This window comes from Sphingomonas sp. SRI_018 (assembly GCF_057586275.1).
This window is the reverse complement of sequence record NZ_JBYCZO010000001.1, coordinates 1,303,830-1,330,155: the sequence shown is the minus strand read 5'-3', so window position 1 is coordinate 1,330,155 and position 26,326 is coordinate 1,303,830. Positions and strand designations below refer to the sequence as shown.

At 68.2% G+C, this 26,326-nt stretch carries 26 protein-coding genes and 1 tRNA gene; 12 read left to right on the top strand and 15 right to left on the bottom strand.

Translation table 11 applies throughout. The annotated features are described in order from the left end of the window. Window positions 1–44 precede the first annotated feature (44 nt). Both AC2YHA_RS06180 and AC2YHA_RS06175 read left to right on the top strand, forming a co-directional pair. Complete coding sequence (locus tag AC2YHA_RS06180) at window positions 45–578, top strand: GNAT family N-acetyltransferase (RefSeq protein WP_487400765.1); 534 nt, start codon at window positions 45–47, stop codon at window positions 576–578. Beyond that, complete coding sequence (locus AC2YHA_RS06175) at window positions 575–2,818, top strand: spermidine synthase (protein ID WP_487400764.1); 2,244 nt, start codon at window positions 575–577, stop codon at window positions 2,816–2,818. Before AC2YHA_RS06180 ends, AC2YHA_RS06175 begins: the two co-directional genes overlap by 4 nt. Before the next feature lie 93 nt (window positions 2,819–2,911). Here AC2YHA_RS06175 and AC2YHA_RS06170 read toward each other — a convergent pair whose 3' ends face one another. The 12 genes from AC2YHA_RS06170 to AC2YHA_RS06115 form a co-directional block, all read right to left on the bottom strand. Beyond that, on the bottom strand, window positions 2,912–3,400 hold the full coding sequence (locus AC2YHA_RS06170; protein ID WP_487400763.1) for a hypothetical protein: 489 nt from the start codon (window positions 3,398–3,400) through the stop codon (window positions 2,912–2,914). Window positions 3,401–3,431: 31 nt separating this feature from the next. Beyond that, a tRNA-Arg gene (locus AC2YHA_RS06165) sits at window positions 3,432–3,508 on the bottom strand. Between the two features lie 61 nt (window positions 3,509–3,569). After that, window positions 3,570–4,922, bottom strand: a complete 1,353-nt coding sequence (locus AC2YHA_RS06160) for an FAD/NAD(P)-binding protein (protein WP_487400762.1) — start codon at window positions 4,920–4,922, stop codon at window positions 3,570–3,572. Between the two features lie 15 nt (window positions 4,923–4,937). After that, complete coding sequence (locus AC2YHA_RS06155; protein ID WP_233786409.1) at window positions 4,938–5,207, bottom strand: DUF6356 family protein; 270 nt, start codon at window positions 5,205–5,207, stop codon at window positions 4,938–4,940. A gap of 38 nt (window positions 5,208–5,245) precedes the next feature. Further along, on the bottom strand, window positions 5,246–5,461 hold the full coding sequence (locus AC2YHA_RS06150; protein WP_487400761.1) for a hypothetical protein: 216 nt from the start codon (window positions 5,459–5,461) through the stop codon (window positions 5,246–5,248). 108 nt (window positions 5,462–5,569) lie between these two features. Then, window positions 5,570–6,196: a hypothetical protein gene (locus AC2YHA_RS06145; protein ID WP_487400760.1), complete on the bottom strand. Its 627-nt coding sequence runs from the start codon at window positions 6,194–6,196 to the stop codon at window positions 5,570–5,572. 41 nt (window positions 6,197–6,237) lie between these two features. Continuing rightward, window positions 6,238–7,482 (bottom strand): N-succinylarginine dihydrolase, encoded by a 1,245-nt coding sequence (locus tag AC2YHA_RS06140; protein WP_487400759.1) that lies wholly within the window; start codon window positions 7,480–7,482, stop codon window positions 6,238–6,240. Window positions 7,483–7,596: 114 nt separating this feature from the next. Continuing rightward, window positions 7,597–8,598, bottom strand: coding sequence for an arginine N-succinyltransferase (locus AC2YHA_RS06135; protein ID WP_233786413.1), 1,002 nt, complete (start codon window positions 8,596–8,598; stop codon window positions 7,597–7,599). Then, on the bottom strand, window positions 8,595–9,800 hold the full coding sequence (locus AC2YHA_RS06130) for a hydrolase (RefSeq protein ID WP_487400758.1): 1,206 nt from the start codon (window positions 9,798–9,800) through the stop codon (window positions 8,595–8,597). Before AC2YHA_RS06130 ends, AC2YHA_RS06135 begins: the two co-directional genes overlap by 4 nt. Next, window positions 9,797–10,717 (bottom strand): DUF481 domain-containing protein, encoded by a 921-nt coding sequence (locus AC2YHA_RS06125; protein ID WP_233786414.1) that lies wholly within the window; start codon window positions 10,715–10,717, stop codon window positions 9,797–9,799. Before AC2YHA_RS06125 ends, AC2YHA_RS06130 begins: the two co-directional genes overlap by 4 nt. Before the next feature lie 16 nt (window positions 10,718–10,733). Next, window positions 10,734–11,270, bottom strand: coding sequence for an RNA pyrophosphohydrolase (locus AC2YHA_RS06120; protein WP_487400757.1), 537 nt, complete (start codon window positions 11,268–11,270; stop codon window positions 10,734–10,736). Between the two features lie 173 nt (window positions 11,271–11,443). Further along, complete coding sequence (locus AC2YHA_RS06115; protein WP_487400756.1) at window positions 11,444–12,415, bottom strand: alpha/beta hydrolase; 972 nt, start codon at window positions 12,413–12,415, stop codon at window positions 11,444–11,446. Window positions 12,416–12,464: 49 nt separating this feature from the next. On the opposite strand from AC2YHA_RS06115, the gene AC2YHA_RS06110 reads away from it, so the two are divergent. The 5 genes from AC2YHA_RS06110 to AC2YHA_RS06090 all read left to right on the top strand — a co-directional run bounded on the left by AC2YHA_RS06110 (window position 12,465) and on the right by AC2YHA_RS06090 (window position 19,060). Further along, window positions 12,465–13,424, top strand: a complete 960-nt coding sequence (locus AC2YHA_RS06110) for a histone deacetylase family protein (protein WP_487400755.1) — start codon at window positions 12,465–12,467, stop codon at window positions 13,422–13,424. A gap of 212 nt (window positions 13,425–13,636) precedes the next feature. After that, on the top strand, window positions 13,637–15,505 hold the full coding sequence (locus tag AC2YHA_RS06105; RefSeq protein WP_487400754.1) for a 2-oxoacid:acceptor oxidoreductase subunit alpha: 1,869 nt from the start codon (window positions 13,637–13,639) through the stop codon (window positions 15,503–15,505). Between the two features lie 44 nt (window positions 15,506–15,549). Further along, a complete protein-coding gene (locus tag AC2YHA_RS06100; RefSeq protein ID WP_233786420.1) occupies window positions 15,550–16,578 on the top strand; it encodes a 2-oxoacid:ferredoxin oxidoreductase subunit beta in 1,029 nt (342 codons plus the stop codon). Between the two features lie 41 nt (window positions 16,579–16,619). Further along, window positions 16,620–17,882 carry a class I SAM-dependent methyltransferase gene (locus AC2YHA_RS06095; protein ID WP_487401713.1) on the top strand — a complete coding sequence of 421 codons (1,263 nt, stop codon included), beginning with the start codon at window positions 16,620–16,622 and terminating at the stop codon, window positions 17,880–17,882. After that, window positions 17,882–19,060 (top strand): serine hydrolase domain-containing protein, encoded by a 1,179-nt coding sequence (locus AC2YHA_RS06090; protein WP_487400753.1) that lies wholly within the window; start codon window positions 17,882–17,884, stop codon window positions 19,058–19,060. The genes AC2YHA_RS06095 and AC2YHA_RS06090 overlap by 1 nt, the downstream gene beginning before the upstream one ends. A 69-nt stretch (window positions 19,061–19,129) precedes the next feature. On the opposite strand, the gene AC2YHA_RS06085 is transcribed toward AC2YHA_RS06090, so the two are convergent. Both AC2YHA_RS06085 and purF read right to left on the bottom strand, forming a co-directional pair. Beyond that, window positions 19,130–19,840 (bottom strand): SDR family NAD(P)-dependent oxidoreductase, encoded by a 711-nt coding sequence (locus AC2YHA_RS06085; RefSeq protein WP_487400752.1) that lies wholly within the window; start codon window positions 19,838–19,840, stop codon window positions 19,130–19,132. 15 nt (window positions 19,841–19,855) lie between these two features. Further along, the gene (gene purF / locus AC2YHA_RS06080) at window positions 19,856–21,313 is read right to left on the bottom strand and encodes an amidophosphoribosyltransferase (protein ID WP_487401712.1); all 1,458 of its coding nucleotides are present in this window, start codon (window positions 21,311–21,313) and stop codon (window positions 19,856–19,858) included. Between the two features lie 130 nt (window positions 21,314–21,443). Between purF and AC2YHA_RS06075 the strand changes: the two genes are divergently transcribed. After that, window positions 21,444–21,695, top strand: coding sequence for a DUF7218 family protein (locus AC2YHA_RS06075; protein WP_233786427.1), 252 nt, complete (start codon window positions 21,444–21,446; stop codon window positions 21,693–21,695). A gap of 84 nt (window positions 21,696–21,779) precedes the next feature. Here AC2YHA_RS06075 and AC2YHA_RS06070 read toward each other — a convergent pair whose 3' ends face one another. Further along, complete coding sequence (locus tag AC2YHA_RS06070; RefSeq protein ID WP_233786428.1) at window positions 21,780–23,084, bottom strand: MFS transporter; 1,305 nt, start codon at window positions 23,082–23,084, stop codon at window positions 21,780–21,782. Between the two features lie 89 nt (window positions 23,085–23,173). Between AC2YHA_RS06070 and hisI the strand changes: the two genes are divergently transcribed. Genes hisI through AC2YHA_RS06050 form a run of 4 tightly spaced genes read left to right on the top strand, consistent with a single transcriptional unit; the run spans window position 23,174 to window position 26,284 of the window. Further along, complete coding sequence (gene hisI / locus AC2YHA_RS06065; RefSeq protein ID WP_233786429.1) at window positions 23,174–23,536, top strand: phosphoribosyl-AMP cyclohydrolase; 363 nt, start codon at window positions 23,174–23,176, stop codon at window positions 23,534–23,536. Then, a complete protein-coding gene (locus AC2YHA_RS06060; protein ID WP_487400751.1) occupies window positions 23,533–24,036 on the top strand; it encodes a hypothetical protein in 504 nt (167 codons plus the stop codon). Before hisI ends, AC2YHA_RS06060 begins: the two co-directional genes overlap by 4 nt. A gap of 31 nt (window positions 24,037–24,067) precedes the next feature. Further along, window positions 24,068–24,472, top strand: coding sequence for a MerR family transcriptional regulator (locus AC2YHA_RS06055; protein WP_233786433.1), 405 nt, complete (start codon window positions 24,068–24,070; stop codon window positions 24,470–24,472). A 9-nt stretch (window positions 24,473–24,481) separates the two neighbouring features. After that, on the top strand, window positions 24,482–26,284 hold the full coding sequence (locus AC2YHA_RS06050) for an acyl-CoA dehydrogenase C-terminal domain-containing protein (RefSeq protein ID WP_487400750.1): 1,803 nt from the start codon (window positions 24,482–24,484) through the stop codon (window positions 26,282–26,284). Window positions 26,285–26,326 lie beyond the last annotated feature (42 nt).

Sequence of the window (26,326 nt, the reverse complement as noted above, 5' to 3'; positions counted from 1 at the left end):
ACCGCTCGCAACTGGGCCCCGGCCTTCGCCGGGGAACAATTGTCTTGATCGAGACAGGCCGCCTCCTGCTCCGCCGCTGGGAGCCGCGCGACCATGCGCCGTTCCTGGCGATGGGCAACGATCCCGAGGTGATGCGCTACCTCGGCCCGCCGTTGACCGCCGCCGACGTCGACGCGGCGATCGCGCGGCACAACGGGTACCTCGATCGCGTCGGCTATTGCTTCTGGGCGATGGAGCGCCGCGCCGACGGCGCCTTCCTCGGCTTCTGCGGCATCAAGCCAGGCCCCGACGGCACGCCGATCGCCGGCAGGCCGGAAATCGGGTGGCGGCTGCGGCGCGACGCCTGGGGGCAGGGCTATGCGCGCGAGGCGGCGGAGGCGAGCCTCGATTGGGGCTGGGCGAGCGGCGGTTTCGACCATATCCTCGCGATCACCGTGCCCGCCAATGTGCGGAGCTGGGGCCTGATGGAGCGGCTGGGGATGCAACGCGTGGCGGACGGCGATTTCGATCATCCAGCGGTGCCCGACGGCAGCCCGCTCAAGCGCCACATCACCTATTCGATCGCCCGGCCGGCGTGAGCGATACGATCGCAAGCGGGGCGGCTGCCGCAGGACGTGGCCCCCGCGCGCTGTTTGTCGCGACGATCCTGGTCGGCTCGTTCCTGCTGTTCCTCGTCCAGCCGATGGTCGCCCGCATGGCGCTGCCGAGGCTCGGCGGCGCGCCGGCCGTGTGGAACTCGGCGATGCTGGTCTATCAGGCGCTGCTGCTCGGCGGCTATGCCTATGCGCATTGGTTGGGACGCCTCAGGCTCCGCACCGGCGCCATCGTCCACCTGGGCCTGCTCGCGCTCGCCGCGCTATGGCTGCCGATCGGCCTGTTCGCCTTCGCGATGCCCGCCGATGCCGAGCCCGCGCTATGGGTGCCCTGGCTGCTCGGTGCCTCGATCGGCCCCTTGTTCCTGGCCGTCTCTGCCCAGGCACCGCTGATGCAGCGCTGGTATGCCACCACCGAGCCGGGCCGCGACCCCTATGCGCTTTACGCCGCGTCGAACGTCGGCAGCTTCGGTGGCCTCATCGCCTATCCGCTCCTCGTCGAGCCGATGCTGGCCCTGCGCGAGCAAAGCCTGATCTGGAGCGCCGGGTACGCGCTGCTGTTCGTCCTCGTCGCCGCCTGTGCGCTGCTGTTGCCGCGCCGGGGTGGGGAAGGGGAAGCGCATCACGCCTTCACCAGCACACCGCCGGACGCACGCCGGGTCGTGATGTGGATAGCGCTCGCTTTCGTTCCGTCAGGGCTGATGCTCGCGACCTCGACCTTCATCACCACCGACATCGTCGCGGTGCCGCTGCTCTGGGTGCTGCCGCTCGGCCTCTATCTCCTCAGCTTCACCGTCGCCTTCGCCGTCAGGCGTACGCTCGCCGACGTGATCACCCGCTTCGCCCCGATCACCATCCTGATGTTCGGCGGCGTGATGATCGGGGGCGCGCAGCAATATCCCTATCTCAACACGCTGATGGCACTGGTGCTGCTGTTCATGGCTTCCGTGGCGCTGCACAGCCGCCTCTATGCGTTGCGGCCGGCACCAGACCGGCTCACCGGCTTCTATCTGGCGATGGCGGTGGGAGGGGCGCTCGGCGGCGTCTTCGCGGGCCTGCTCGCGCCGGTGGTGTTCGACTGGACCTATGAATATCCGCTGTTGATCCTTGCCGCGGGGATGCTCGCGCCGCAGCAGTTCCTGCTGCCGGTGTTCGGCTGGCTGTGGAATACCGACCGGCGCGGCCTGACGATCCGCACGATCGCGGTCGCCGTACTCGTCGCGGTGCTGGTGGGGCTCGGTCTCACCGATCCAGGGCACATTTTTGGCGGGATGGGCGAGAACATCATGTTCCTGGCTCTCGCCGCGCTCGGCCTGTTCGTGATCGGGATGCGCATTCCCTATGTCGTCGTGCTGTTCGGTGCGATCTTCCTCTACGGCGGCTATCGCGCGATCCTGACGACGCTCGAGGGCGACGCGCGCACGCGCAGCTACTTCGGCGTCTATACCGTCCGCGATTATCCCGAGTGGCGTACGCTCGCGCATGGCACGACCCTCCACGGCATCGAGCTCACCGGCTCACCCGAGCGCGAGCGCTGGCCGACCAGCTACTATATCCCAGGTTCCGGCGTCGGACAGGCGATGCAGGCGGCGCCGGTGCTCTACGGGCCGAATGCGCGGATCGGGGTGGTCGGGCTCGGTACGGGCACGCTCGCCTGTTATGCCCAGCCCGGCCAGCAGTGGCGCTTCTTCGAGATCGACCCGACCGTCGTCCACATTGCGCGCGGGCACTTCCGCTTCCTCGCCAATTGCCTGCCGCATCCGGCGATCGAGATTGGCGATGCGCGCATGCGGCTCGCGGAGCAGCCGCCCGGCAGCCTCGACCTGCTCGCGCTGGATGCCTTCTCGTCGGACGCGATCCCGATGCACCTGATGACCGAGGAGGCCTTCGCCACCTACGGCCGGGTCCTCAGTCCCAAGGGATTGCTGCTCGTCCACATCTCGAACCGTTTCCTCGATCTCGAACCCGTGGTCGCAGCGGCCGGGGCGAGCGGCCATTGGTTCGCGGCGCGGCTCAACTATCATCCCGATCCGAGCGAGGGCGAGCAGGCCACCATCTCCGACTGGATCGCGCTCACCCGCGACCCCACGACGCTGGCGCGCCTGCTGGAGCAGGGCGGCCAATGGGAGCCGGTGCGGCCGCGCAAGAGCTTCCGACCATGGACGGATGATTACGCGACGATCCTGCCGCTGCTGCGCGGTTTCCGTACTGCGGGGGCGGATTAAGCCGGACCGTCATCCCGGCGAAAGCCGGGATCTCCATCGGCAGGCGAACGGTTTGCGGCATGAGATCCCGGCTTCCGCCGGACGACGGGTGGATTACCGTTCCAGCAACGCCGACAGCCGCGCCACCACCTCGTTCTCGCGCTCAGCCTCCGCACTGGCCTTGGCCAACGCCGTATCGAGCGCGGGATAGGCCGGTGCGCCACCCTCGGCATGGGCGATCGCCAGCGCCTCGAGGTCCGCGACGGCGGCTTCGGTCGTTCCCCGCGCAGTACCTAGCTCGCTGACCGCGGTCTGCGCATCGAGCCAAGCCTCGCTCCCGGCCGGTGCCTTGGCGGCGCGATTGGCCAGTGTCTCGGTGCGGCGCTCGACCTCGGCAAAGGCCTGCACCGCCGCGTCGACCGCCTTGACGCGTTCGGCGATCTTGGCGTCGAGCGCCGGATCGGGCGCGACCGGCACCGGCACGACTTCGGGCTCGGCATTGCTGCGGCTCTCGATCGGGCGCGGCTGCAGTGACGGCCCCTGATTGGTGAGGCCGCTGCATCCGGAGACGAGAAGAAGAAACAGGGGAGCGAGACGGCGCATCGGGCGGCCTCCCGCTCGACCCTGGAGAAAATGGCGCGCCCGGAACGATTCGAACGTCCGACCCTCAGATTCGTAGTCTGATGCTCTATCCAGCTGAGCTACGGGCGCCTGGGAAGCGGCCAGATAGAGGGGTCGTTGCCGGAGCGCAACCCCAAACCGGCCAAAGACATCACAAACCTTCACCGCCCACCCAATGCGCGTTGGACAGGCGGCGTGCCAGCGCCCAGGTCTGGGTGCGGATATCGGGCACCGCGACGATCTCCCAGAAGGCGCCGCGCGTCATCGGCCCCAGCGCATGGAGCCATTCGCTCGGCTGTCCGTCCGCGCCGATCACCGCGGCGGTCGCGTCGACGTCGATGCCGAGCTTTGCCGCGTCGGGCCGGATCAGCCCGCGCTGGAGCAGCTTGCGCAGCAGCGGCTCCCCAGTGCGGGTGAGGTCGCCCTGCGGCCCGATCGCATTGATGATGCGGCGGACGTGCAGCACCTCCTGCCGGTCGCCGCCGCGCGGACGCCAGGTGACGTCGACGCCGCCCTCGCTCGGAGCGAAGGCGCTGGGCTTGCCGGCATGGACGGTGAGCTGCCCGCGCGCGATCATCGCCTGGAGGCGGGCATGGACCTCGGGCGCGAGCCGATGGCGGTGGACGTCCCACCAGGGCCTCAGGTGCCGCAGGAACCTCCCGCGCTCCTCGACGCTGGCATTGGCCCACATGTCCTGGGTGAAGGGCCTCAGCTCGTCGACCGCGTTGCGCCAGCCGATCGCCTCGCCCCGCGCGCGCACTTCGTGCAGCAGCGCGGAGGCGGCGAGCTTGGGCCGCTCGTCGATCCGCTTCCAGCTGGCGCCCGGCCCCTCGTGCGGCCGCGGCAGCAGCCCGCGGCGCGAGATGGCGACGATCTTCCCTTCGAAGCCGTTCGCCTCCAGCAGCAGCGCGACGTCGACCATGGTCAGGCCGGTGCCGACGATCAGCACCGTATCGTCCTTGGTGAGCCCGCCCGGCACGCGCGGGTCCCATGGATCGCCGATATAGCGGTTGCCCGGCAGCGCGTCGGGATCGAGCCCTGGCGGATGGTGCGGCGGCAGGTTGCCGACCGCGAGCACCGCGGCATGGGCCTCGATCCGCCGGCCGTCGGCCATTACCGCCGTCGCGCGGCCGTTGTGGCGCAGGTCGATGATGTCGCCATGGACGATGGTGAGTCGATCGGGCGCGGCGGCCCGGGCGGCGGCGAGCTGCTCGCTCAGATACTCGCCATAGGTGACGCGCGAGATGAAGGCGGTCTCAGGATTCTCCACCCCCCGCCCGGCGAGCCAGCGCACAAAATGCTGGGGATCGTCGGGCAGCGCGCTCATGTTGCCGGCGCGCACGTTCAGCACATGACTGGGATGGGCGGCACCATAGGCGAGGCCCTTGCCCGCGCTCGGCCCACGCTCGATCAGCGTCGCGCGCGGCCCGTCATGGCGCAACAGGTTGATCGCCTGCAGCGAGCCGGAAAAGCCCGCGCCGATGATGACGACATGCTCGATCACTGGGTGGCGATACGGTCAGATTTCGTATTCGGGGCGCCAGGTCGGCTCTTCATAGGCCGGGCGGCGCACCCCCGGCTGACGCGACACCATCTCCGAATAGAGCCGCTTGATCGCGCCGCTGCCCGTGCGCGTGAACAGCGCCGGTACCAGTGCATGGACGAAGCAGGCGAGCCCGCCTGCGACCATCGTCAGCCCGAAGCGCGACGCGACGCCGAAATGCTCGGTGTAAGTCTCGCCGACACTTTGCGGATGCTCGACGAACCAGCGGTGGAGGGGATTGGCCATGGCGCCACCCTAACGCGCAAGGGGGCGTTTTGAAACCGTCAGCGCCGCGAATGTTCGAGCGAATCGAGGATGCGCGCGCCCGCCATGAACACAGCGATGGGACAGACGGCGAACAACAGGCATCCGCCGGGCCCCGGATATTGGTGGAGATAGTGGATGCCGCGCTCCACTGCGCCGGTGCCGAGGCCGTAGATCACCAGGAACGCCTCGAACTTGGTCTTGATCGTGAACAGGTTCTTGATCCGGCGCCACATGAGCGATGGTTAAGCAAGCTCCGGGCCAGCGGCGGAAATGCGCGATTGCGGGTTAAGGCTTATGGTTACCTGTCAATTCATCCGACAGGCTGCTGGGGGCGCACGGGATCAGCGCCGGCTGTCGACGGCGATCCAGTTGGTTTCCCAGGTCGCCCCGCCGTCGGCCGAATAGGCCTGCTCGAAGCGCGCGGAGTTTGGCGTGACGTCGGAGATCACGAAACGGACGAGGACCGTGCGGTCGTCGACGGTATCCACGCCATAGAAGGTTCCTCGCCCCTTTGCGTCGAACGAGCCGGTGACCGGCGGCGTGAGGATGCCGCTGCGGACGTTCGCGAAGTTGAGCGTCCATTGACGGGCCTTCGGGTTGTAGAGCCGGAGCGACGTGCCCTCGATCTTTCCGGCGGCGCCTTCCACCGAAAGCTCGACAAGGTTGGCGCGGCCACCCAGGACCGCCCGGACCTCGCTCGTGCCGCGATACTCGATCCATCGGGTCGATCCGGTCAGCGGTTCCGGCAAATATCGTAACTGGGTTGTCCAGCTTCCGATCTCCCAATCGAAATCATGGCTCCCGTCGCGCGCCTGCGTCGTGGCGGATGGGGCTGTCTGTCCGGTCCCTGGGTCGAGAGGGGCAAGAAGAAAGGCAGCCAAGGCCAGCGCGCGACCTGCGCGCGTCAGCCGTATCTTCACTCGCTTATCGGCCTCGTTCACCGCGATGGCTTGGTAGGTGTCGTTCATCCACATCCTCCCGATCATCATGCGGCGAGCCGTCGCCGGAGCTAGGGTAGTTCGCCGGCGAGGCCTAACGCGTCCAACAATGCCGTCCGCGCGCTCTCGATCTCACGAATCAGCCCCGGATCGCCGATCCGGTCATAGGGAATCGCCTCGGGCCAATGCGTTTCCACCACGGCGGCGATGCGGTCGAGCTTCGCCGTGGCGAGCAGGAACCGCGGATCGACCGTCGCCGGATCGGCCACGACGCGCAGCCGCAGGCACGCCGGGCCGCCGCCGTTCGCCATCGATTCGCGCACGTCCACCACCTCCAGGCGGCGAATCGGCCCATTGCCGGCGATCATCTCCTGCAGCCATGCCCAGACGCTCGGCGTCTCGCGGGCTTCCGAGGGCAGGATCAGCGCCATGCCGCCCGCAGGCAGCGTCACCAGCTGTGCGTTGAACAGATAGGAGGCGATCGCATCGGCCAGGCTCACCCGGCTCGCCGGCACCTCGACGATCTCGACCTCCGGGAGCCGCGCGCGCAGCTCGGCGTAGAAGCGTTCCTTGTCGGCGAAGGCCAGCTCGTGCGCGAACAGCACCGTCTCGTTGGCGACCGCGACGACGTCGTTGTGGAAGGCGCCGGCAGCGATCGCTTCCTCGCTCTGTTGCACGAACAGCGCCTCGACCCCATGCCGCCGCGCCACCGCCGCGCTCGCCTCGCGGTGCTGGCGGGCAGGGAAGGGGCCGCCCGACAGGCCGTAGACGAATACCTCGACCCCGGGCTCGGCGTGGCTGCGGGTGAGCCGCATGTGGTTGGCCGCGCCTTCATCGCCGAACGGCGGCGGCACGGGCGGGTGCACCACGAAGGCGGGATCGGCGAAAGCGAGCCGGAGCTGCGCCAGTGTGTCCGTCCATTCATGGCTGCGATGCGGCATCGTCGTGAGGTTGGCGACGGTCAGATGGCAGCGCCCGTCAGCGGTATCGGGCGCGGGTGAGACGGTCGCCGCATTGGCCGCCCACATCGCCGAAGCCGACAGCGCCTGCGCCTGAAGGTGCGGCGCGGCGCGGGCATAGTCGGTGGCGAGGCTCCCCAGCCAGCGATGATCCGGCCGTGCGTGCGGCAGCAGGATGCCCTGCGCCAGCCCGAGCGCGAGATTGGCGCGCATCTTGGCGATACCCTGGAGCGCTGCGGCACGCGGGTGGGAGGTCGCGCCGGCATTCCTGGTCGCGGCGAGATTGCCGGGGCTGAGGCCGGCGTAATTGTGGCTGGGCCCGACGATCCCGTCGAAGTTGATCTCGACGATCGCCATCAGTCTTCCTCCGTCATGCCGGACTTGTTCCGGCATCCACGGTTCAGCGAGCCAATCGGCCGATGCAAGTGCGGCTCGGTGGATGCCGGAACAAGTCCGGCATGACGGGTGTGGTCAAACCCGCCCGACATGGCTCACCACCGCACCCGGCCCGACCTCCAGCGCCTCCGCGCTCTCCGCGTCGATCGTCCCGTCGCCGGCATGGCCCAGGCACGCGCGGAAGCCCGCCAGTCGTCCGGTTGCGATCAGCGATGCCTTCCCGCCGGCCGCGACCTCCCGCACCTCCATGTCCACCGCTTCGCGGATCGTGCGCACATTGTCCGTCCGCACGGTCATCGTCGGTCCGCCGTCGAAGATGTCGATATAGTTCTCGAACGCGAATCCCTCGTTCTCCAGCATCCGCATCGCCGCGCGGCCGGAGGGGTGGGGGAGGCCGATCACGCCGCGTGCGCTCTCGGACAGCATTGCGGTGTAGATCGGGTGGCGCGGCATCAGATCGGCGATGAACTGGTTGCCGTGCACCGCATTGAAGGCATCGGCGTCCTGGAAGTTCATCCCGAAGAAGCGCCCCGCCACCCCGTCCCAGAACGGCGAACCGCCCGCCTCGTCGATGATGCCGCGCAACTCCGCCAGCAGCCGGTCGGCGAAGCGGGCACGGTGCGCGCGGATGAATAGGTAGCGGCTGCGCGCCAGCAGCAGCCCGAGCCCGCCCGCGCGCTCGCTCGGATGGAGGAACAGCCCGCCCACCTCGCTCGCGCCTTCGAGGTCGTTGACGAGGTTCAATATCTCCGAGCGGAAGGTGCGTCCCAGCTCTTCGCTGTGCTTGGTCAGCGTGCCGATGCGATAGCTGTAGAAGGGCCAGCGCTGCCCGACCTGGGTGAAGATCTGGCACGTCCCGCGCACCTCGCCGGTCGCGACGTTCTCGAGCACGAGCACGAACAGCTCGTCGGCGAGGCCGTCGTCCTCGCGCGCGAAGGCGGCATGGCTGCGCTCCAGCTTGGCGGTGAGCGCACCGCGGTCCGGCGGCAGGTTGGTGAAGCCGCCCCCGGTCAGCTTCGCCATTTCGTAGAGCGGCTCGATATCCTCGTCGCGGGCCGCGCGGATGCGGAAGGTCATGGACGACCTTTGTCGGCGATCCGCAAAATGGTCAACGCCGACAGCGCCGCCCGCTCGGCCAGGCTCTCGGGAATCAGGAACTCGTCGGCGGAATGGATCGCGCCGCCGCGCACGCCCATCGTGTCGACCACGGGCACGCCGCAGGCGGCGATGTTGTTGCCGTCGCACACGCCGCCGGTCGCCTTCCAGCCGATGGCGAGTCCCAGGTCGGCGCCGACCTCCCGCACCAGCGCGAACAGTCGCTCGGCGCCCGGATCGACCGGCTTCGGCGGCCGGTTGAAGCTGCCGTGCACCTCGATCCGGACGTCATGCTCGCGCGCCACCGCGGCTACAGCAGCATCGATCACCGCCTGCGCCCGAGCGATCTCCTCGCGCGAGGCTGGCCGGAAGTTGACTCGCAGCACCGCCAGCTCCGGCACGACGTTGTTCGGCCCGCCGCCGTCGATCCGCGCCGGATTGACCGCCAACCCCGGCCCCTTCGCCGCTGCCAGCCTGACCGCCAGGTCGGAGGCCGCGACGATCGCATTGCGCCCGTCCTCGGGATTGCGCCCGGCATGGGCGCTCCGCCCACGCACCACGATCGAGAAATTGCCGGTCCCGCCGCGCGCGCCGGCCAGCGTCCCGTCGGCCAGCGCCGGCTCATAGGTGAGCGCCGCCACCTTCCCCTGCGCCGCCGCGGTGATGAGGGCGGCGGAGGAGAAGCTCCCAGTCTCCTCGTCCGAATTGATCACCACCTCATAGCCGAGCCGTGGCGTTCCCACTGCTTCGACCGCCTCGAGCGCGGCGAGCAACAGCGCCAGCCCGCCCTTCATGTCGGCGACGCCCGGCCCGTTGATCCGCCCGTCGGGAAGCTCGGTCACCGCCTGGAACGGATGGTCGATCGGATAGACCGTATCCATGTGACCGGTGAACAGCATCTGCACCGGCGCCTCGGGCCGCACGATGAGATGGAGGTGCCGCCCGTGCGCGATTGGCTCGACGCGGCCGCCTGCGGTCACCCGCTCGGCCGGCACCGGATCGATCAACCGGCACGTCCCCGGCAGTGCGCCAAAAGCGCCGACAAGCCGCTCCGCCATCTCGGCGAGCCCCGCAAGGTTGCCCGTCCCGCTGTTCACTCCCGCCCAGGCGAGCGTGTTCGCCAGCATCGATGCCTCGCGAACATGCGCGATCGCGTCACGCTCGGGGGCGCCCGGCGCGCTCAAAACGAATAGACCAGCGAGGCGCGGCTGGTGGTGCCGGTGCTGGCTTGTCCCTCTGGCGGCTTGCTTTCGTACGCGATGTCATAGGACAGCTGCGCCGACACCGGTCCGAACAGCCGCGCCGACAGCGCGGTGCGGCCAGTGAACGTACTGTTCGCGCTCTGGAGATAGGCGGCCGCGTCCTGCGTCAGCCGCACCCCGGGCGCAAATGTCCAGCCGAACCGCGCCGTCCCGCGCGCGGCGAGGTTGCTCTCCAGCGTCTCGTCGGTGAAGCGCGTGTAGCGATAGGCGGGGCCGAGCTCGAGATCGAGGCTGACGCTGGACGACTTGATCGCGCTGTAGCCGGCACCGACCGAGGCCGAATAGCGCTCGAAATAGCCGAGGTAGCGGTCGCTCTCGAACTGCGCCGCGCCGTAGATGTAGGCGCGGTCGTCGATCTTGTAGTTGGGCTCGAACGCCGCGAGGTAATGTTCGCGACTCTTGACGCCGTTGCTCTCCTGATACTCGGCGAGCAGCGCGAGCCGGTGGCGCCAGCGATAGCCCTCACGCGTCAGATTGGCGTTCACGGTGACGCCGCCGTTGTTGGAATTGCCGGTGGAATAGAAGCCTCCGACCTCGATCCGCCCCTTGAGCAGCGTCAGGAAATCGGACGTGCGCAGCTTCTCGGTCGCCGCCTCGCGCCGCGCCGTGCGCCATTTCGAGGTGATCTCCGCGATCTCGCGCGCATTCTCCGGAGAGGCGTTGCGTGCATATTTCTCGACCGTCGCGACCTCGCTCTCATTGCCCGATTCCATCGCGGCCTGGAGCATGGCGCGGATCACCGGCGGGATATCGTCGCTGTCGAGGACGCCAGGTGCCGGCGCATCAGGCGCATTGCCGAGCATCAGCAGCGCCGCGAGGGGGAGGAGCACGCTTCGCATCGTCCCGCCCATAGCGTCAGCGGGCGCTCGACGTCACCCCCTGGTGCGATGAGCCGTCCGCACGGCCGCCGTGCCGCGTCAGCGGATCGGCGAAGGCCTCGAGCACGGACTCGTAGAGCGCCTTCTTGAACGGCACGATCATCGCGGGCAGGTCGGCGGGATCGGCCCATTTCCAGGCGCGGAATTCGGGATGGGCGGTGGCGATGTTCACGTCCGCATCCTCGCCGGTGAAGGCGAACAGGAACCAGCGCTGCCGCTGGCCGCGCCATTTGCCCTTCCAGATCTTGCCGATCAGGTCGTCGGGCAGGTCGTACTGCAACTCCTCGGGCGCCTCGGCGATCAGCTGGAGATGCTCGGGTGCGATCCCGGTTTCCTCGCCGACCTCGCGGATCGCCGCGGCCAGCGCGTCCTCGCCGGGGTCGATTCCGCCCTGAGGCATCTGCCAGGCCTCGAGCGTCGAATCGAGCCGCTGCCCGACGAACACCTTGCCGTCGCGGTTGACCAGCATCACGCCCGCGCATGGACGGTAGGGGAGGGATTTGGGATCGGTCATGGCCGCCGCCTTAGGATGATCCGGCATCCAAGTGAACGCATCACGTCGACACGCACCACCGTCACCCCCGCCTTGTGCCGGGGTCTACTGCTCCTCAATGGCAATGCTAAAACCTCTTGACCGGTAGTTGCGGCATGGTGGACCCCGGCACAAGGCCGGGGTGACGGTGGCGATTAAGCCGCCTCCGCCATCACCCGCTGTCCCTCGGCTTCGACGATCACCGCCTTCGCCGCCGCCAGGAACCCCGCCACGTCCCCTTGGCTCGACGGAATCACCTTCCTGAGCGTCACGAAGCCATGGATATTTCCTGCAGCCTCGCGAAACACCACGGGCACCCCCGCTTCGATCAGTCTAGCGGCATAAGCACGGCCCTGGTCGCGGATCGGATCGAGGCCGGCAGTCATCACCACCGCCGGCGGCAGGCCGGCGAGATCGGCGTTGAGCGGCGAGGCGCGATGATGCCCCGCATCGGGCGCGTAGCTCTCGGTGAACCAGGTCATCGACTCATGCGTCAGGAGCCGGCCTTCGCTGAATGCCGCATAGGAGGGGTAGTCGCGCGTATAGTCGGTCGCCGGATAGATCGGCAGCTGCGCGATCACCGGCACCGCCGCGGGCCGGTCGCGCAGATCGAGCGCGACGACGATGGTGAGGTTGCCCCCGGCGCTGTCGCCGCACAGCACCAGCCCGGTGACGGCGCGGCCGAGCTCGGCCGGGCTCCCCGCGACCCAGCGCGCCGCCGCCTCGGCATCGTCGGGTGCCGCCGGCCAGGGATGCTCGGGCCCCAGCCGATAGTCGACCGCCACCACTGGCAGGTCGAGCGTGCGCGCGATCTCTGCGCAGAAGCTGGCGTGGGTGTCGAGGTCGCCGATGGTGAACCCGCCGCCGTGGAAGAACACTACCGCCGGCCCAGGCTCTCGGCTCGCGCGCGCATCGAACAGGCGGGCGGGAATGTCGCCAGCCGGTCCCGGGATGCCGAGGTCCTTGATCACGGCGAGCTCGCCCACCGGCGGATCGGTGACGTCCTTCATCGCGACGAACAGCTGCCGCGCCGCCGGCGCGCCGACCTCGTGCATCTTCGGGCCCGGCAGGTTGTTGAGATAGGTCAGGAACTGCGCGACGTCCGGGCGAGTAAAGATTTCGGTCACGATGCGGCTCTCCTTGGATCGGCGGCTTTTCGAAACTAGGTTATGCCGGATGATCGCGATCGTCCATCACCCGCACTATGTCGCGCCCGCGCCGCCGCGCTCGACCTATCAGTGGAACAAGAACGGCCTGGTCCGCGACCTGCTTCGTGCACAGGGCGACGCGATCGAGTGGTTCGCTCCCGATCCGATGCCGTGCGCCTGGATCGAGGCGGTGCACGATCCCGATTACGTCGCCGAGGTGGTCGAAGCGCGCGTGCCCCGCGACAAGGAGCGCCGCATCGGCTTCCAGGTCACGCCGGAGGTGGCGCGGCGGGCGGTGGTGGTGCCGGGGGGCACCTATCTCGCGGCCCGGCTGGCGATGGAGCGGGGCTATGCCGCCAACAGCGCCGGCGGCAGCCATCATGCGCTCGCCAATACCGGGGCCGGCTTCTGTATCTTCAACGATCTCGCCATCGCCGCGGCCCGGTTGGCGGAGGAGGGGCATCGCGTCCTGATCGTCGACTGCGACGTCCACCAGGGCGACGGCACCGCCACGCTGATGGCGGGGCGGCACGACGTCGCCACCTATTCGATCCACGCCGAGAAGAACTTCCCGGTGCGCAAGGCGCGTTCAACGCTCGACGTGGGATTGCCGGACGGGACGGGTGACGAGGCTTATCTGGATGCCCTCGCCGAGACGCTGCCGCCGCTGGTCGACGCATTCGGACCGGATATCGTGCTCTACCAGGCCGGCGTCGATCCATGGGAAGGCGACCGCCTCGGCCGCCTCGGCCTGACGCGCGAGGGCCTGGTCCGCCGCGACCGCTGGATCGCCCGCCTGTTCCGCGACCGCCGCCTGCCCCTCGCGAGCGCGCTCGGCGGCGGCTATGGCGAGGACGCGATGGAAGTCGCCGAACGCCACGTCGCGTCGATCCTGACGTTGGGGCGCGGGTATGGTTCGCCCTTACTGCCTTCCAACGTCACCCCGGACTTGGTCCGGGATCCACCCATCGGCACGTCCTACGCTTGAGCTTCCTGCCCTATGCCTGCGGCTCCGTGGACCCCGGACCAAGTCCGGGGTGACGGAGAAGAGAGAGCAAGGCGCAGGAGAATCACCGGCACCGTCCCATTCCCAGCCAAAAGAACTGGTTGCAACCGCTACCCATCATTCTACCTTGGATGGTCGGAACGCAGGAGCATAGAAGGCCCGCGCAAGGCAGTTACCGCAGGACATTCGTTTACATGGCCACAGCCGCCCATCTGCTGACGCCCGAGGAGGCGTCGGCGAACCCGCCGCCCGAGGCGATCGTCGTCCGTTTCGCCGGCGACAGCGGTGACGGGATGCAGCTCACCGGCGGGCAGTTCACCCTGTCGACCGCGCTCGCCGGCAACGATCTCGCCACCTTTCCGGATTTCCCCGCCGAGATCCGCGCGCCGCAGGGCACACTGTTCGGCGTCTCGGCGTTCCAGATCAATTTCGGCTCCGCCTCGATCGAGACCGCGGGCGACGCGCCGGACGTGCTGGTGGCAATGAACCCGGCAGCGCTCCATGTGAACGTGGGTGACCTCAAGCCCGGCGGCCTGATCATCGCCGACGAGGGCGAGTTCAATGAGCGCAACCTCGCCAAGGCGAAATACGACGCCAATCCGCTGGAGGACGACAGCCTCGCCAAATGGCAGCTGCTGAAGCTCAACATCTCGCAGCTCACCCTCGACGCCGTGAAGCCGTTCGGCCTCGGCAACAAGGAGGCGCTGCGCTGCAAGAACATGTGGACGCTGGGCCTGGCGCTGTGGATGTTCGACCGCGACCGCCAGCCGATCGTCGACTGGCTCAAGGCCAAGTTCGCCAAGGCTCCCGAGCTCGCCGAGGCCAATATCGCGGCGCTCAACGCCGGCCATGCCTATGGCGAGACCGCCGAGCTCGGCGGCCACGTCGGTCAGCTCCACATGCCTGCGGCGCCGGCCGAGCCCGGCCTCTACCGTACCGTCACCGGTGCCGAGGCGATCTCGCTCGGCCTGGTGGCGGGGACGCAGCTCGCGGGGCTGCCGATGTTCTTCGGCGGCTATCCGATCACCCCGGCCTCGGCGATCCTGCATCACCTGTCGCGCCTCAAGGAATATGGCGTCACCACCTTCCAGGCCGAGGACGAGATCGCCGCGGTCGCCTCGGCGCTGGGCGCATCCTATGCCGGTCAGCTCGGCGTCACCTCGTCCTCGGGTCCGGGCATCGCGCTCAAGGGCGAGGCGATCGGCCTCGCGATCATGACCGAGCTGCCGCTGGTGATCGTCAACTCGCAGCGCGGCGGCCCTTCGACCGGCCTGCCGACCAAGACCGAGCAGTCGGACCTCTACCAGGCGGTCTATGGCCGCAACGGCGACGCGCCGATGCCGGTAATCGCGGCGCGCTCGCCCGCCGACGCCTTCGAGTGCGCGATCGAGGCGTGCCGCATCGCGACGCAGTATATGACGCCCGTGATGCTGCTCACCGACGGCTATATCGCCAATGCCGCCGAGCCGTGGAAAGTCCCCGATATCAGTGCGTTCGAGGCATTTCCGGTAACCTTCCTGGAAGAGGCGCCGGCGGAAGGTTTCCAGCCCTACGCCCGCGACGACAAGCTCGCGCGGCCGTGGGTCAAGCCCGGCACGCCGGGTCTGCTCCACCGCATCGGCGGCATCGAGAAGAAGGCGGGCGCCGGCAACATTGACTATTCGCCCGCCAACCACCAGCAGATGACCGAGCTCCGCCGCGACAAGGTCGCCGGCATCCGCGTGCCTGACCAGGAGGTGACACTCGGCGAGGCGGGCGGCAAGCTTGCAGTGGTCGGCTGGGGCTCGACCTTCGGCCCGATCCACCAGGCGGTGCGCCGGGCGCGGAAGAAGGGACTCGACGTCAGCCATATCCACCTGCGCCATATCTGGCCGATGTCGAAGAATCTAGGTGATCTGCTAAAGGGTTACGAGAGGGTCCTGGTGCCGGAGATGAACACCGGCCAGCTCAAGACCGTGCTCCGCGACCAGTATCTCATCGATGCCCGTCCCCTTAACAAGGTCTCCGGCCAACCCTTCCGCATCGCCGAGATCGAAGCGGCGATCGAGGCCGCGTTGGCGTAAACTTCGCAAAACGACATTTTCTACTTCTACAAGGCACAACTGCCATGAACGACATGACCCCGATCGCGAAGAGCTCCCCCAAGGACTGGGAGAGCGACCAGGAGGTCCGCTGGTGCCCCGGCTGTGGCGACTATGCGATCCTGAAGGCGGTCCAGCGCACCATGCCGGAGCTCGGCGTGAAGCCCGAGAACACCGTGTTCGTCTCCGGCATCGGCTGCTCCAGCCGTTTCCCCTATTATATGGAGACCTACGGCTTCCACACCATCCACGGCCGCGCCTGCGCCGTGGCGACGGGAGTGAAGCTGGCGAACCCGGACCTCGACGTGTGGATCATCACCGGCGATGGCGACGCGCTATCGATCGGCGGCAACCACACGATGCACCTGCTGCGCCGCAATCTCGACTGCCAGCTGCTGCTGTTCAACAACGAGATCTACGGTCTGACCAAGGGTCAATATTCGCCGACGTCGCGGGTCGGCACCCGCAGCCCCTCGACCCCGTTCGGCTCGGTCGACCGTCCGGCGAGCCCCTGCGCCTTCGCGCTCGGATCGGGTGCGCGGTTCATCGCGCGCGGCATCGACGTCCACAAGAACCTGCCGGCGGTGCTGAAGGCCGCCCATGCCCACAAGGGCGCGGCGTTCGTCGAGATCTTCCAGAACTGCATCGTCTACAACGACGACGTCTTCGCGCCCTTCACCGAGAAGGCCAATGCGGCCGGCAGCCAGCTGTGGGTCGAACACGGCAAGCCTTTGCTGTTCGCCGGCGGCACCAAGGGGCTGGCGCTCGACCGCGAGCGGCTGGCGCTCAAGGTGGTCGACGTGGTGGATGGCGACGTGTCGGAGGTGCTGGTCCACGACCAGACCAGCCGCATGATCGCGCATCTGCTGGTCGAGATGCCGTTCGGGCCGTTCCCGATGGCGCTGGGCGTGCTCTACGACGATCCCGCGCCGACCTTCGAGAGCGCGGTGGTCGCCCAGAACCGCCAGGCCAGCGAAGGCAAGACCGCCGATCTCCAGAAGCTGCTCTCGCAAGGCCAGACATGGATGGTCGAGAAGGAACCGCATCCGCTCTGAGAACGCTTGCGTAACGGCCGCCGACGTGCATTGAAGGCATGATGGACGCGCCGGTGCGGAACAGGGGCCGACGGCCCGGCGGACCACGCCGGACGGCCGTAGGCGGCGCCGGCGGCGGATGGCTCGCGCCGTTCACGCCGCTGTTCCACAAGCTGCTCGACCGCATCGACGCCGGCCTGACGCAGGGCGCGATCGAGGCGACCCTGCCCGACGGCAGCCGCCGCCTGCTCGGCGGGCGCGGCGCGGGGCCGGTGGCTGTGGTTGCGATCGCCAGCTGGAATGCCTTGTCGCGCCTCGCCACCGGCGGCTCCTCCGGCTGGTATGAGGCGTGGGCGGCCGCCGAATGGTCGAGCCCCGATCCGGTGCCGCTGTTCGCGCTGTTCATGCTCAACCGGCACACGCTGGGGGAGGCGGGGCGCGCGTCGGGCTGGAGCAAATGGCTCCGCCGGATGGCCCACCGCCTCCGCCGCAACGACCGCGCCGGATCGCGCCGCAATATCGCCTACCACTACGACCTGGGAAACGACTTCTATACGCCCTGGCTCGACGCGAGCATGACCTATTCGAGCGCGCTGTTCACCTCCCCCGGCATGACGTTGGAAGAGGCGCAGGCGGCGAAGCTGGAGTCGGTCTTTGCCCGCACGGGCACCAGGCCCGGCGATACGATCCTCGAGATCGGCTCGGGCTGGGGCTCCTTCGCCGAGCTCGCCGCGCGGCACGGCGTCAAGGTGCACGGCATCACCCTCTCGACCGAGCAGCGCGACTATGCCGAGGCGCGGCTGGCGGCCTTCCCCGACACCCGCTTCACCCTCACCGACTATCGTGACGTCGCCGGCACCTATGACGCGGTCGCCAGCATCGAGATGGTCGAGGCGGTCGGGCGCGAATATTGGCGCGACTATCTCGCCGCCATCGCCCGTGCGCTGAAGCCGGGCGGGCGCGCCGCGATCCAGCTCATCTCGATGGATGAGGCGATCTTCGAGAACTACGCCTGCAACGTCGATTTCATCCAGACCTATATCTTCCCCGGCGGCCTGCTGATCTGCGAGCCCGAGTTCCGCGGCATCGCCGAGAGCGTCGGCCTGGCGTGGCGCGACCGCCAGGGTTTCGGTCTCAGCTATGCCGAGACGCTGCGGCTGTGGCGCGAGCGGTTCGACCGCGCGGCGGCGGAGGGACGGCTGCCGGCCGAGTTCGACGACCGCTTCCTCGACCTGTGGCGCTATTACCTCATGTATTGCGAAGGCGGCTTCCGCGGGGGCGGGATCGACGTCGCGCAGGTGACATTGGTGAAGGAGGGGGGATGATGCGCTGGACGATTGCCGCAGCGCTGCTGGCGCTGGCCGGCTGCGCGACCACGCCGGCCGTGCGGGTCGAGAGCGCCGGCCCGGCCGTCACCGCGGGCAATGCTGCCGGCCTGCGCAAGGTCGGCGCCGCGGTGCTGTTCTGGAGCCAGGCCGAGCGCGACGCCAATTTCCCGGCGATGGAGAAGCTGTTCCCCGGCCATGTCGTGAAGGCCGGGCGCAAGGTCCACCCGCTCCCCGCCGGCACGCCGCTGGCGATCCCGGCCGCCGAGGTCGATGCCTATATCGCCGCGCAGAACGTCGCCGGTCTGATCGTGCTCCAGGACGGCAAGGTGCGCCTGGAGCGCTATGCCCGTGGGCTCACGCGCGAGGGGCGCTGGACCAGTTTCTCGGTCGCCAAGTCCTTCACCTCGACCCTGGTCGGTGCGGCGCTCGAGGATGGCAAGATCAGGTCGCTCGACGATCCGGTGACCCGCTATGTCCCCGAACTTGCCGGAAGCGGCTACGACGGCGTCACGGTCAAGCAGCTGCTGACGATGACCTCCGGCGTGCGCTGGAACGAGGATTACACCGACCCCAAGTCCGACGTCGCTCGCATGTTCACGCTGGACGTGCCTGCCGGCACCGATCCGACCGTCGCCTATATGCGCACGCTGCCGCGCGCCGATCCGCCGGGGACGAAATGGGTCTACAAGACCGGAGAGACCAACCTGATCGGCGTGGTCGTCGCCCGCGCCGTGGGCAAGCCGCTCGCCGCCTATCTCTCGGAGAAGGTGTGGCGGCGCTACGGGATGGAGCGCGACGCCTTCTGGATGGTCGACCAGAGCGGGCACGAGGTGAGCGGCTGCTGCCTGTCGGTGTCGCTGCGCGACTATGCGCGAATGGGGCAGTTCGTGCTGGAGGGCGGGCACGGGGCGGTGCCTCCCGCCTGGTTCGCCGACGCGACTGCCAGCCATGCCGACATCGGGCGCGGCCCTGGCTATGGCTATGGATATCAATGGTGGACCTATCCCGAGGGGCGGTTCGGGGCGGTCGGCATCTTCGGGCAGTCGATCACGATCGATCCGGCGAAGAAGCTGGTGATCGTCCAGCTTTCCGCCTGGCCGCAGGCGACCGGCAAGGATCTGTCGGCGGCGCGGGCGGCGTTCCAGGCCAGGCTGATCGCGGTGGCCAGCCGGTAAGCCTCCGTTCGTGTCGAGCGAAGTCGAGACACATTGTCCCTCGACTTCGCTCGGAACGAACGGAAGGGGTTAGTCGACTCGAATGAACGCGCCGGTCTCGAAGTCCGCGACCAGCAGGGCGACGATCCGGTTCGCCACCACCTCGGGTTCCTTCACGCTCGCCGGGTCCTCGCCGGGATAGGCGCGGGCGCGCATCTTGGTGCGGGTGGCGCCGGGATTGACCAGCGCGACACGGGTCGACGAGAGGTGGCGGACCTCCTCGCCGTAGCTCAGCAACAAGTTTTCGAACGCCGCCTTGGAGGCGCCGTACAGGCCCCAATAGGCGCGCGGCTCGCGGCCGACGGTGGAGGTGAGGCCGATCACGCGGCCCTGCTTCGATGCCTTGAGCAGCGGGTCGAACGCGCCGAGCAGCGCCGCCTGGGCGCTGACGTTGAGCGTCATCACCTTGGCGAATTCCTTGGGATCGAAGGCGGGGACGGGGCCCAGCGTCCCCAGCGCCGCCGCATTCAGCACGAGGATGTCGAGCGCCGGCCAGCGCTCGCGGATCGCGGCGGCGAGGCGGGGGATGCCGTCGCTTTCGGTGAGGTCGAGCGGCGCGATGGTGGCGGTGCCGCCTGCGGCGTCGATCGCCTCCTCGACTTCCTCCAGCCCGCCGGCGGTGCGGGCGGTGAGGATGACATGGGCGCCGGCCCGGGCGAGCGCGATCGCGGTGGCGGCGCCGATGCCGCGGCTCGCGCCAGTGACGAGCGCGACGCGCTCCTGAAGCGGTGTGTTGGTCATGGCGTGATAGTGGGACTAGCCCACCCGCTCCTCGAGCAGCGCGAACTGGTCGATCGGGGCGCTTTCGTCCTGGTCGGTGAGGGTGGTGGGATAGTCGCCGGTGAAGCAGGCGTCGCAATAGCCGGGGTGGACCCGCGGCCGGCCATCCTGGCCGAGCGCTTTGTAGAGCCCGTCGATGCTGACGAAGGCGAGGCTGTCGGCGTGGATATAGGTCCGCATCGCCTCGAGATCGTGGGTCGCGGCGAGCAGCTTCGAGCGTTCCGGCGTGTCGACCCCGTAGAAGCAGCTGTGCCGGGTCGGCGGCGAGGCGATGCGCATGTGCACCTCGGCGGCGCCGGCGTCGCGCATCATCTGCACGATCTTGAGGCTGGTCGTGCCGCGCACGATCGAATCGTCGATGAGGACGATGCGCTTGCCCTGGATCAGCGCGCGGTTGGCATTGTGCTTGAGCTTGACGCCGAGGTGGCGGATCTGGTCGCCCGGCTGGATGAAGGTTCGCCCGACATAGTGCGAGCGGATGATGCCGAGCTCGAACGGGATGCCCGACTGCTGGGCATAGCCGATCGCGGCGGGCACGCCCGAATCGGGCACCGGGATGACGAGGTCGGCATCGACCGGATTCTCGATCGCGAGCTGCGCGCCGATCGCCTTGCGCACGTCGTAGACCGAACGGTCCTCGGCAATCGAATCGGGCCGCGAGAAATAGACCCATTCGAAGATGCACGGCCGCGCCGCGAGCGGGGCGAAGGGACGATGCGAGGCGATCTCGCTGCCTTTGACGATCACCAGCTCGCCCGGCTCCACGGCACGGACGAACTCGGCGCCGACCACGTCGAGCGCGACCGTCTCCGACGCGAAGATCACGGTGTCGCCAAGCTTGCCCATCACCAGCGGACGGATACCGAGCGGATCGCGGCAGGCGATCATGCCCTCGGCGGTCATGCAGATCAGCGAATAGGCGCCCTCGAGCTGCTTCAGCGCGTCGATGAACCGGTCGATCAGCGTGCGGTAGCTGGAGGTGGCGACGAGGTGGATGATCACCTCGGTATCCGAGGTCGACTGGAAGATCGACCCGCTGCGGACGAGGTCGCGCCTCAGGCGCATCGCGTTGGAGATGTTGCCGTTGTGCGCCACCGCGAAGCCGCCGCTCTGGAGCTCGGCATAGAGCGGCTGGACGTTCCTCAGCGCCGTTTCGCCGGTCGTCGAGTAGCGGACGTGGCCGCAGGCGACGCTGCCCGGCAGCGCCCGCATCACCTCGTCACGGTCGAAGTTGCCGGCGACATGCCCCATCGCGCGATGGGTATGGAAGCCGTGACCGTCAAAGCTGGTGATGCCGGCGGCCTCCTGGCCGCGGTGCTGGAGCGCATGGAGGCCGAGCGCGACCAGCGCGGCTGCGCCGTCGGCTCCGGAAACGCCAAAAATCCCACACTCCTCACGGAGGTGGTCGTCATCGAATGGGTGCGTGGTGAGCATCATTTCCCGCGCGGGCTGTGTTCGGAACGCCATATAGGGTGGCCGTTGCGGTTTGTCGCCTGTTTGTCATCATTTGCTGAACCAGGGCCGGCGCACGGGCGTTTTTGCTGGGCATCGAAGGAGATCGGACATGCCAGGCAAGGACCACGGATCGCAGATCAAGGACGACAAGCTTTACGAGAAGCTGCGCAGCGAGGGCGAATCGAAGGAGAAGGCGGCGCGCATCGCCAATGCCAAGGCCGGCCATTCGCTCGACCACCGGTCGACCCACCTCGAGGACCGCAGCAAGGAGGACCTCTACGACGAGGCCAAGGAGATCGGCATCGAGGGCCGCTCGAAGATGGACAAGAAGGAGCTGATCGACGCGATCCGCAACCACTGACCGGCGGACGAAGGCGGGACGCGGGCGAGCGGATCGTCGCCTCCCGGCAGCAGCGAATCGCCTGTCGACGGCGTAGCCGCATTCTCATGATGGATCGCCATGCGCGGCGGGCAGTCGTCGCTCGACGAACATCACGCCGCCCGCGACCGCCACCAATGCGCCGGCTAGGAACAGCATCGGTACCAGCTTGCTATCGCTTGCGGTCGCAATGGCCGGAACCAATGCCTGTGCGGCGAAACCGCCCAGATTTCCGACCGAGTTGATCGCGGCGAAACCTGCGGCTGCCCCGGCTCCCGTGAGGAAGCGTGGCGGGAGGGTCCAGAAGATCGGCTGGCCGGCGAAGATCGCCGCCGCGGCGACACAGAGCATGGCGAACTTGAGCACGAAGCCGGGGAGCAGGACGCACAGGACGAGTGCGAGCGCGCCGATCAGCGGCGGCACGATGATGTGCCAGCGCTGATCCGAGTGCCGGGCGGCATGTCGGGGAACCAGCCAGAGCGCTGCTCCGACCACGATCCACAGCAGCGCGTTGAGAAGGCCGTTCGCCGTATTGGAGACCCCGAAATCGCGGACGATCGTCGGCAACCAGTAGCTCAGCCCATAGGCCGCGAGCGGAAGGCCGAAGAAGGTGATGCAGAGCATCGCCACGCGGCGGTCGGCGAGCGAGGCAAGTCCATGGGCGTGCTTGCCGGTCGGCACCTTGGCGTGTTCCGCCGCCAGTTCCGCGGCCAGCCAGGCCTTGTGTCGTCCGCTCAGCCACCGTGCCCGTTCGGGGTGGCTGGGCAGGATCAAATAGACGGCCGGGGCCAAGGCGATCGCCGGCAGGCCGGTCACGATGAAGACCCATTGCCATCCCCGCAGGCCCGCGACGCCGTCGAGATCGAGAAGGACTCCTCCGAGTGCCGCCCCCACCGCGTTGGCGACCGCGCTGGCGATCATGAACATGCCGATCGCTCGCCCGCGATAGCGAGCGGGAAACCAGAGCGTGAGGGCATAGAGCACGCCGGGAAACAGCCCGGCCTCGGCTGCTCCGAGCAGAAAGCGCAGCAGGTAGAAGACCCAGCCGCTGGACGTGAAGGCGAGGAGAACCGTGACGGCGCCCCAACTCGCCATGATGCGGGCGAACCATGCCCCTGCGCCGACCCGGGCGAGTATGAGGTTGCTCGGTACCTCGAACAGGAAATAGCCGATGAAGAACAGTGAGGCGCCAAGTCCGAACGCCGCTTCGCTGAGGCCCAGATCCTGCGCCATCTGGAGCTTCGCGAACGAGACGTTCTGGCGATCGATATAGGCGATCAGGTAGACGAGGCCGAGGAGCGGGAGCAGCCGCCAGGAGATGATACGGACGGCGGCGTCTGCGGTGTCCTCTGCAGCTTGCCGCTTCGTCATGAAGGGCTTGATATAGGCGGGCAGCGTTGAGGTCCATGGCTTGGCACTTCCGCTATTCCCGCTTCCCCGAAACGCGCTACATCGCCGTCATGACTGACCCTCGCGAAACCGGCCTCTCTCTCGACCCCAAGTACGACGCCGCCGGACTGGTGACCGCCGTCGCCACCGACGCCGCCACTGGCGAGGTGCTGATGGTCGCGCACATGAACGCCGAGGCGCTGGAGAAGACGGTCGCGACCGGCGAGGCGCATTTCTGGTCGCGCAGCCGCGGCAGGCTGTGGAAGAAGGGCGAGACGTCCGGCCATGTGCTGCGTGTTGTCGAGGCGCGGATCGACTGTGACCAGGACGCGGTGTGGCTGCGCGTCGAGCCGGCGGGGCCGGCCTGCCACACCGGCGAGAGGAGCTGCTTCTACCGCCGGATCGAGGGCGGCGGGCTGGTTCGCGTCGAATGATCCGTTGGGCGGCGCTGCTGCCGGTCCTGCTGCTCGCGAGCTGCCCGCCGCGGCCGCATGACGCCGCGGAGACGAGCGGGGCCCCCGACCTGGAGACCGCGGCCATCGCGCGCGGCATCGTCCGCGATCCGCGCGATACCGAGCCGACCGGCCTCTATGCGCGCGACACCGACCGCGTCTGCATCGTGCCCAAGGGGCTCGATTACCGCATCGGCGCGTTCGTCGACTATGGCGAGGGGATCACCTGCAATGCCGCGGGCAGCGTCACCCGTTCGGGAGAGACGCTGCGGGTGCGGCTCGGGGACGGCAAGTGCAGCTTCGACGCGCGCTTTGACGGCGACCGCATCAGCTTTCCGGGACGATTGCCCGACGCCTGCGCGGCGCTGTGCACGCAGCGCGCGTCGCTGGCGGGGCTAGAGGTGACGCGGCTCAGCGAATCATTGTCCGAGGCGGCGGCGATGCGCGATGCACGCGGACGATTGCCCTGCACGACACGTTGACGTTCACGTAAAGGGAAGGCATAAACGAGCCATGTCGCTTTCGCCCGCCTTGGCCCCGATCGAGACACGGACCGATCGGGAGAGCTTCTCGATCTCGGACCTGTCGGCCGAGTTCGGCGTCACTGCCCGCGCGCTGCGCTTCTATGAGGACGAGGGGCTGATCTCGCCCGAGCGGCGCGGGTTGCAGCGCATCTATTCGCACCGCGACCGCGCCCGGCTCGCCTGGATCCTGCGCGGCAAGCGCGTCGGCTTCAGCCTGGCCGAGATCCGCGAGATGATCGATCTCTACGACATCGGCGACGGACGCAAGGTGCAGCGCCAGGTGACGCTCGAGCGTTGCCTGGACCGGATCGCGCTCCTGAAGCGCCAGAAAGTGGATATCGACGCCGCGATCGCCGAGCTGGAGGATTTCGTGGCGCTGCTCAAGGAATACTGAGGAGAGACCATGCCGCAATATCAGCCGCCCGTCCGCGATACCCGATTCATCCTGGATCAGGTGATCGGGCTCGATCGCTATGCCAACCTGCCGGGTTTCGCCGCAGCGTCGCCCGACGTGGTCGAGGCGGTGCTGGAAGAGGGCGGCAGGTTCGTCGCCGAGGTGCTGTTCCCGCTCAACCAGACCGGCGATGCGGAAGGCTGCACCCGCCATCCGGACGGCAGCGTCACCACGCCCAAGGGCTTCAAGGAGGCCTATCGCCAGTTCGTCGAGAGCGGCTGGGCGACATTGTCCGCGCCCGAGCATTTCGGCGGGCAGGGGATGCCGCACGTCGTCGCCACGGCGTTCCAGGAATATATGATCTCCGCGAACATGGCCTTCGCCATGTATCCGGGGCTGACACACGGCGCGATCGCGGCGCTGCTCGCCAAGGGATCGCCCGAGCAGCAGGAGAAATACGTCCCGAAGATGGTGTCGGGCGAGTGGGGCGGGACGATGAACCTGACCGAGCCCCAGTGCGGCACCGACCTGGGCCTGATCCGCACCCGCGCCGAGCCGCAGGCGGACGGGAGCTATGCGATCACGGGGACCAAGATCTTCATCTCGTCCGGCGAGCACGACCTGACCGACAACATCATCCACCTCGTCCTCGCCAAGACGCCGGGGGCGCCGGACAGCACCAAGGGCATCTCGCTGTTCGTGGTGCCGAAGTTTCTGGTCAATGACGACGGATCGCTGGGTGAGCGCAATGCGGTCACCTGCGGGTCGATCGAGCACAAGATGGGCATCCATGCCAACTCGACCTGCGTGATGAACTATGACGGAGCGAAGGGCTGGCTGGTCGGCGAGGAGATGAAGGGGCTCGCCGCGATGTTCATCATGATGAACGCGGCGCGGCTCGGCGTGGGGCTGCAAGGCCTCGCGGTGGGCGAGGTCGCGTTCCAGAACGCGGTGCAATACGCCAAGGACCGCCGCCAGGGCCGCGCGCTGACCGGGCCCAAGGACCCGGAGGAGAAGGCCGATCCGCTGTTCGTCCATCCCGACGTGCGGCGGATGCTGATGGAAGCCAAGGCGTGGAACGAGGGGCTGCGTGCGCTGTGCCTGTGGGGCGCGCTCCAGGTCGATCTCGAGCACGCGGCGCAGGGGGAGGAGGAGCGGCAGCTCGCCGCCGACCTGATCGGGCTGTTGACGCCGGTGATCAAGGGTTGCGGCACCGACGCCGGCTATCGCATCGCGACCGACAGCCAGCAGGTCTATGGCGGGCATGGCTACATCGCCGAATGGGGGATGGAGCAATATGTCCGCGATGCCCGCATCTCGATGATCTACGAGGGCACCAACGGCGTGCAGGCGATGGACCTCGTCGGCCGCAAGCTCGCGCAGAACGGCGGTCGGGCGGTGCAGGCGTTCTTCAAGCTGGTCGGCGAGGAATGCGCGGCGGCGAAGGGCGACGAGAAGGTCGCCGATTTCGCCGGACGGCTGGAGAAGGCGCTGGGCGAGCTCCAGGCGGCGACGATGTGGTTCATGGCGAACGGGATGCAGAATCCCAACCAGGTCGGCGCGGGCGCCTATAGCTATATGCAGCTGATGGGCATCGTCGCGACCGGCCTGATGTGGCTGCGCATGGCGCGCGCTGCCGTGGCCGGGCTGGCGGCGGGTGGAGGCGATGCCGGTTTCCTCGAGGCGAAGCTCGTCACCGCTCGCTTCTTCGCCGAGCGGATCATGCCCGATGCCGGCGCGCTGCGGCGCAAGATCGAAGGCGGGGCGGAGAGCGTGATGGCGCTCGATCCGGAACTGTTCGTCGCGGTCTGAGGCTGAGCGACATTCAAGCAGATCGCACGGCTATCTCTTAAG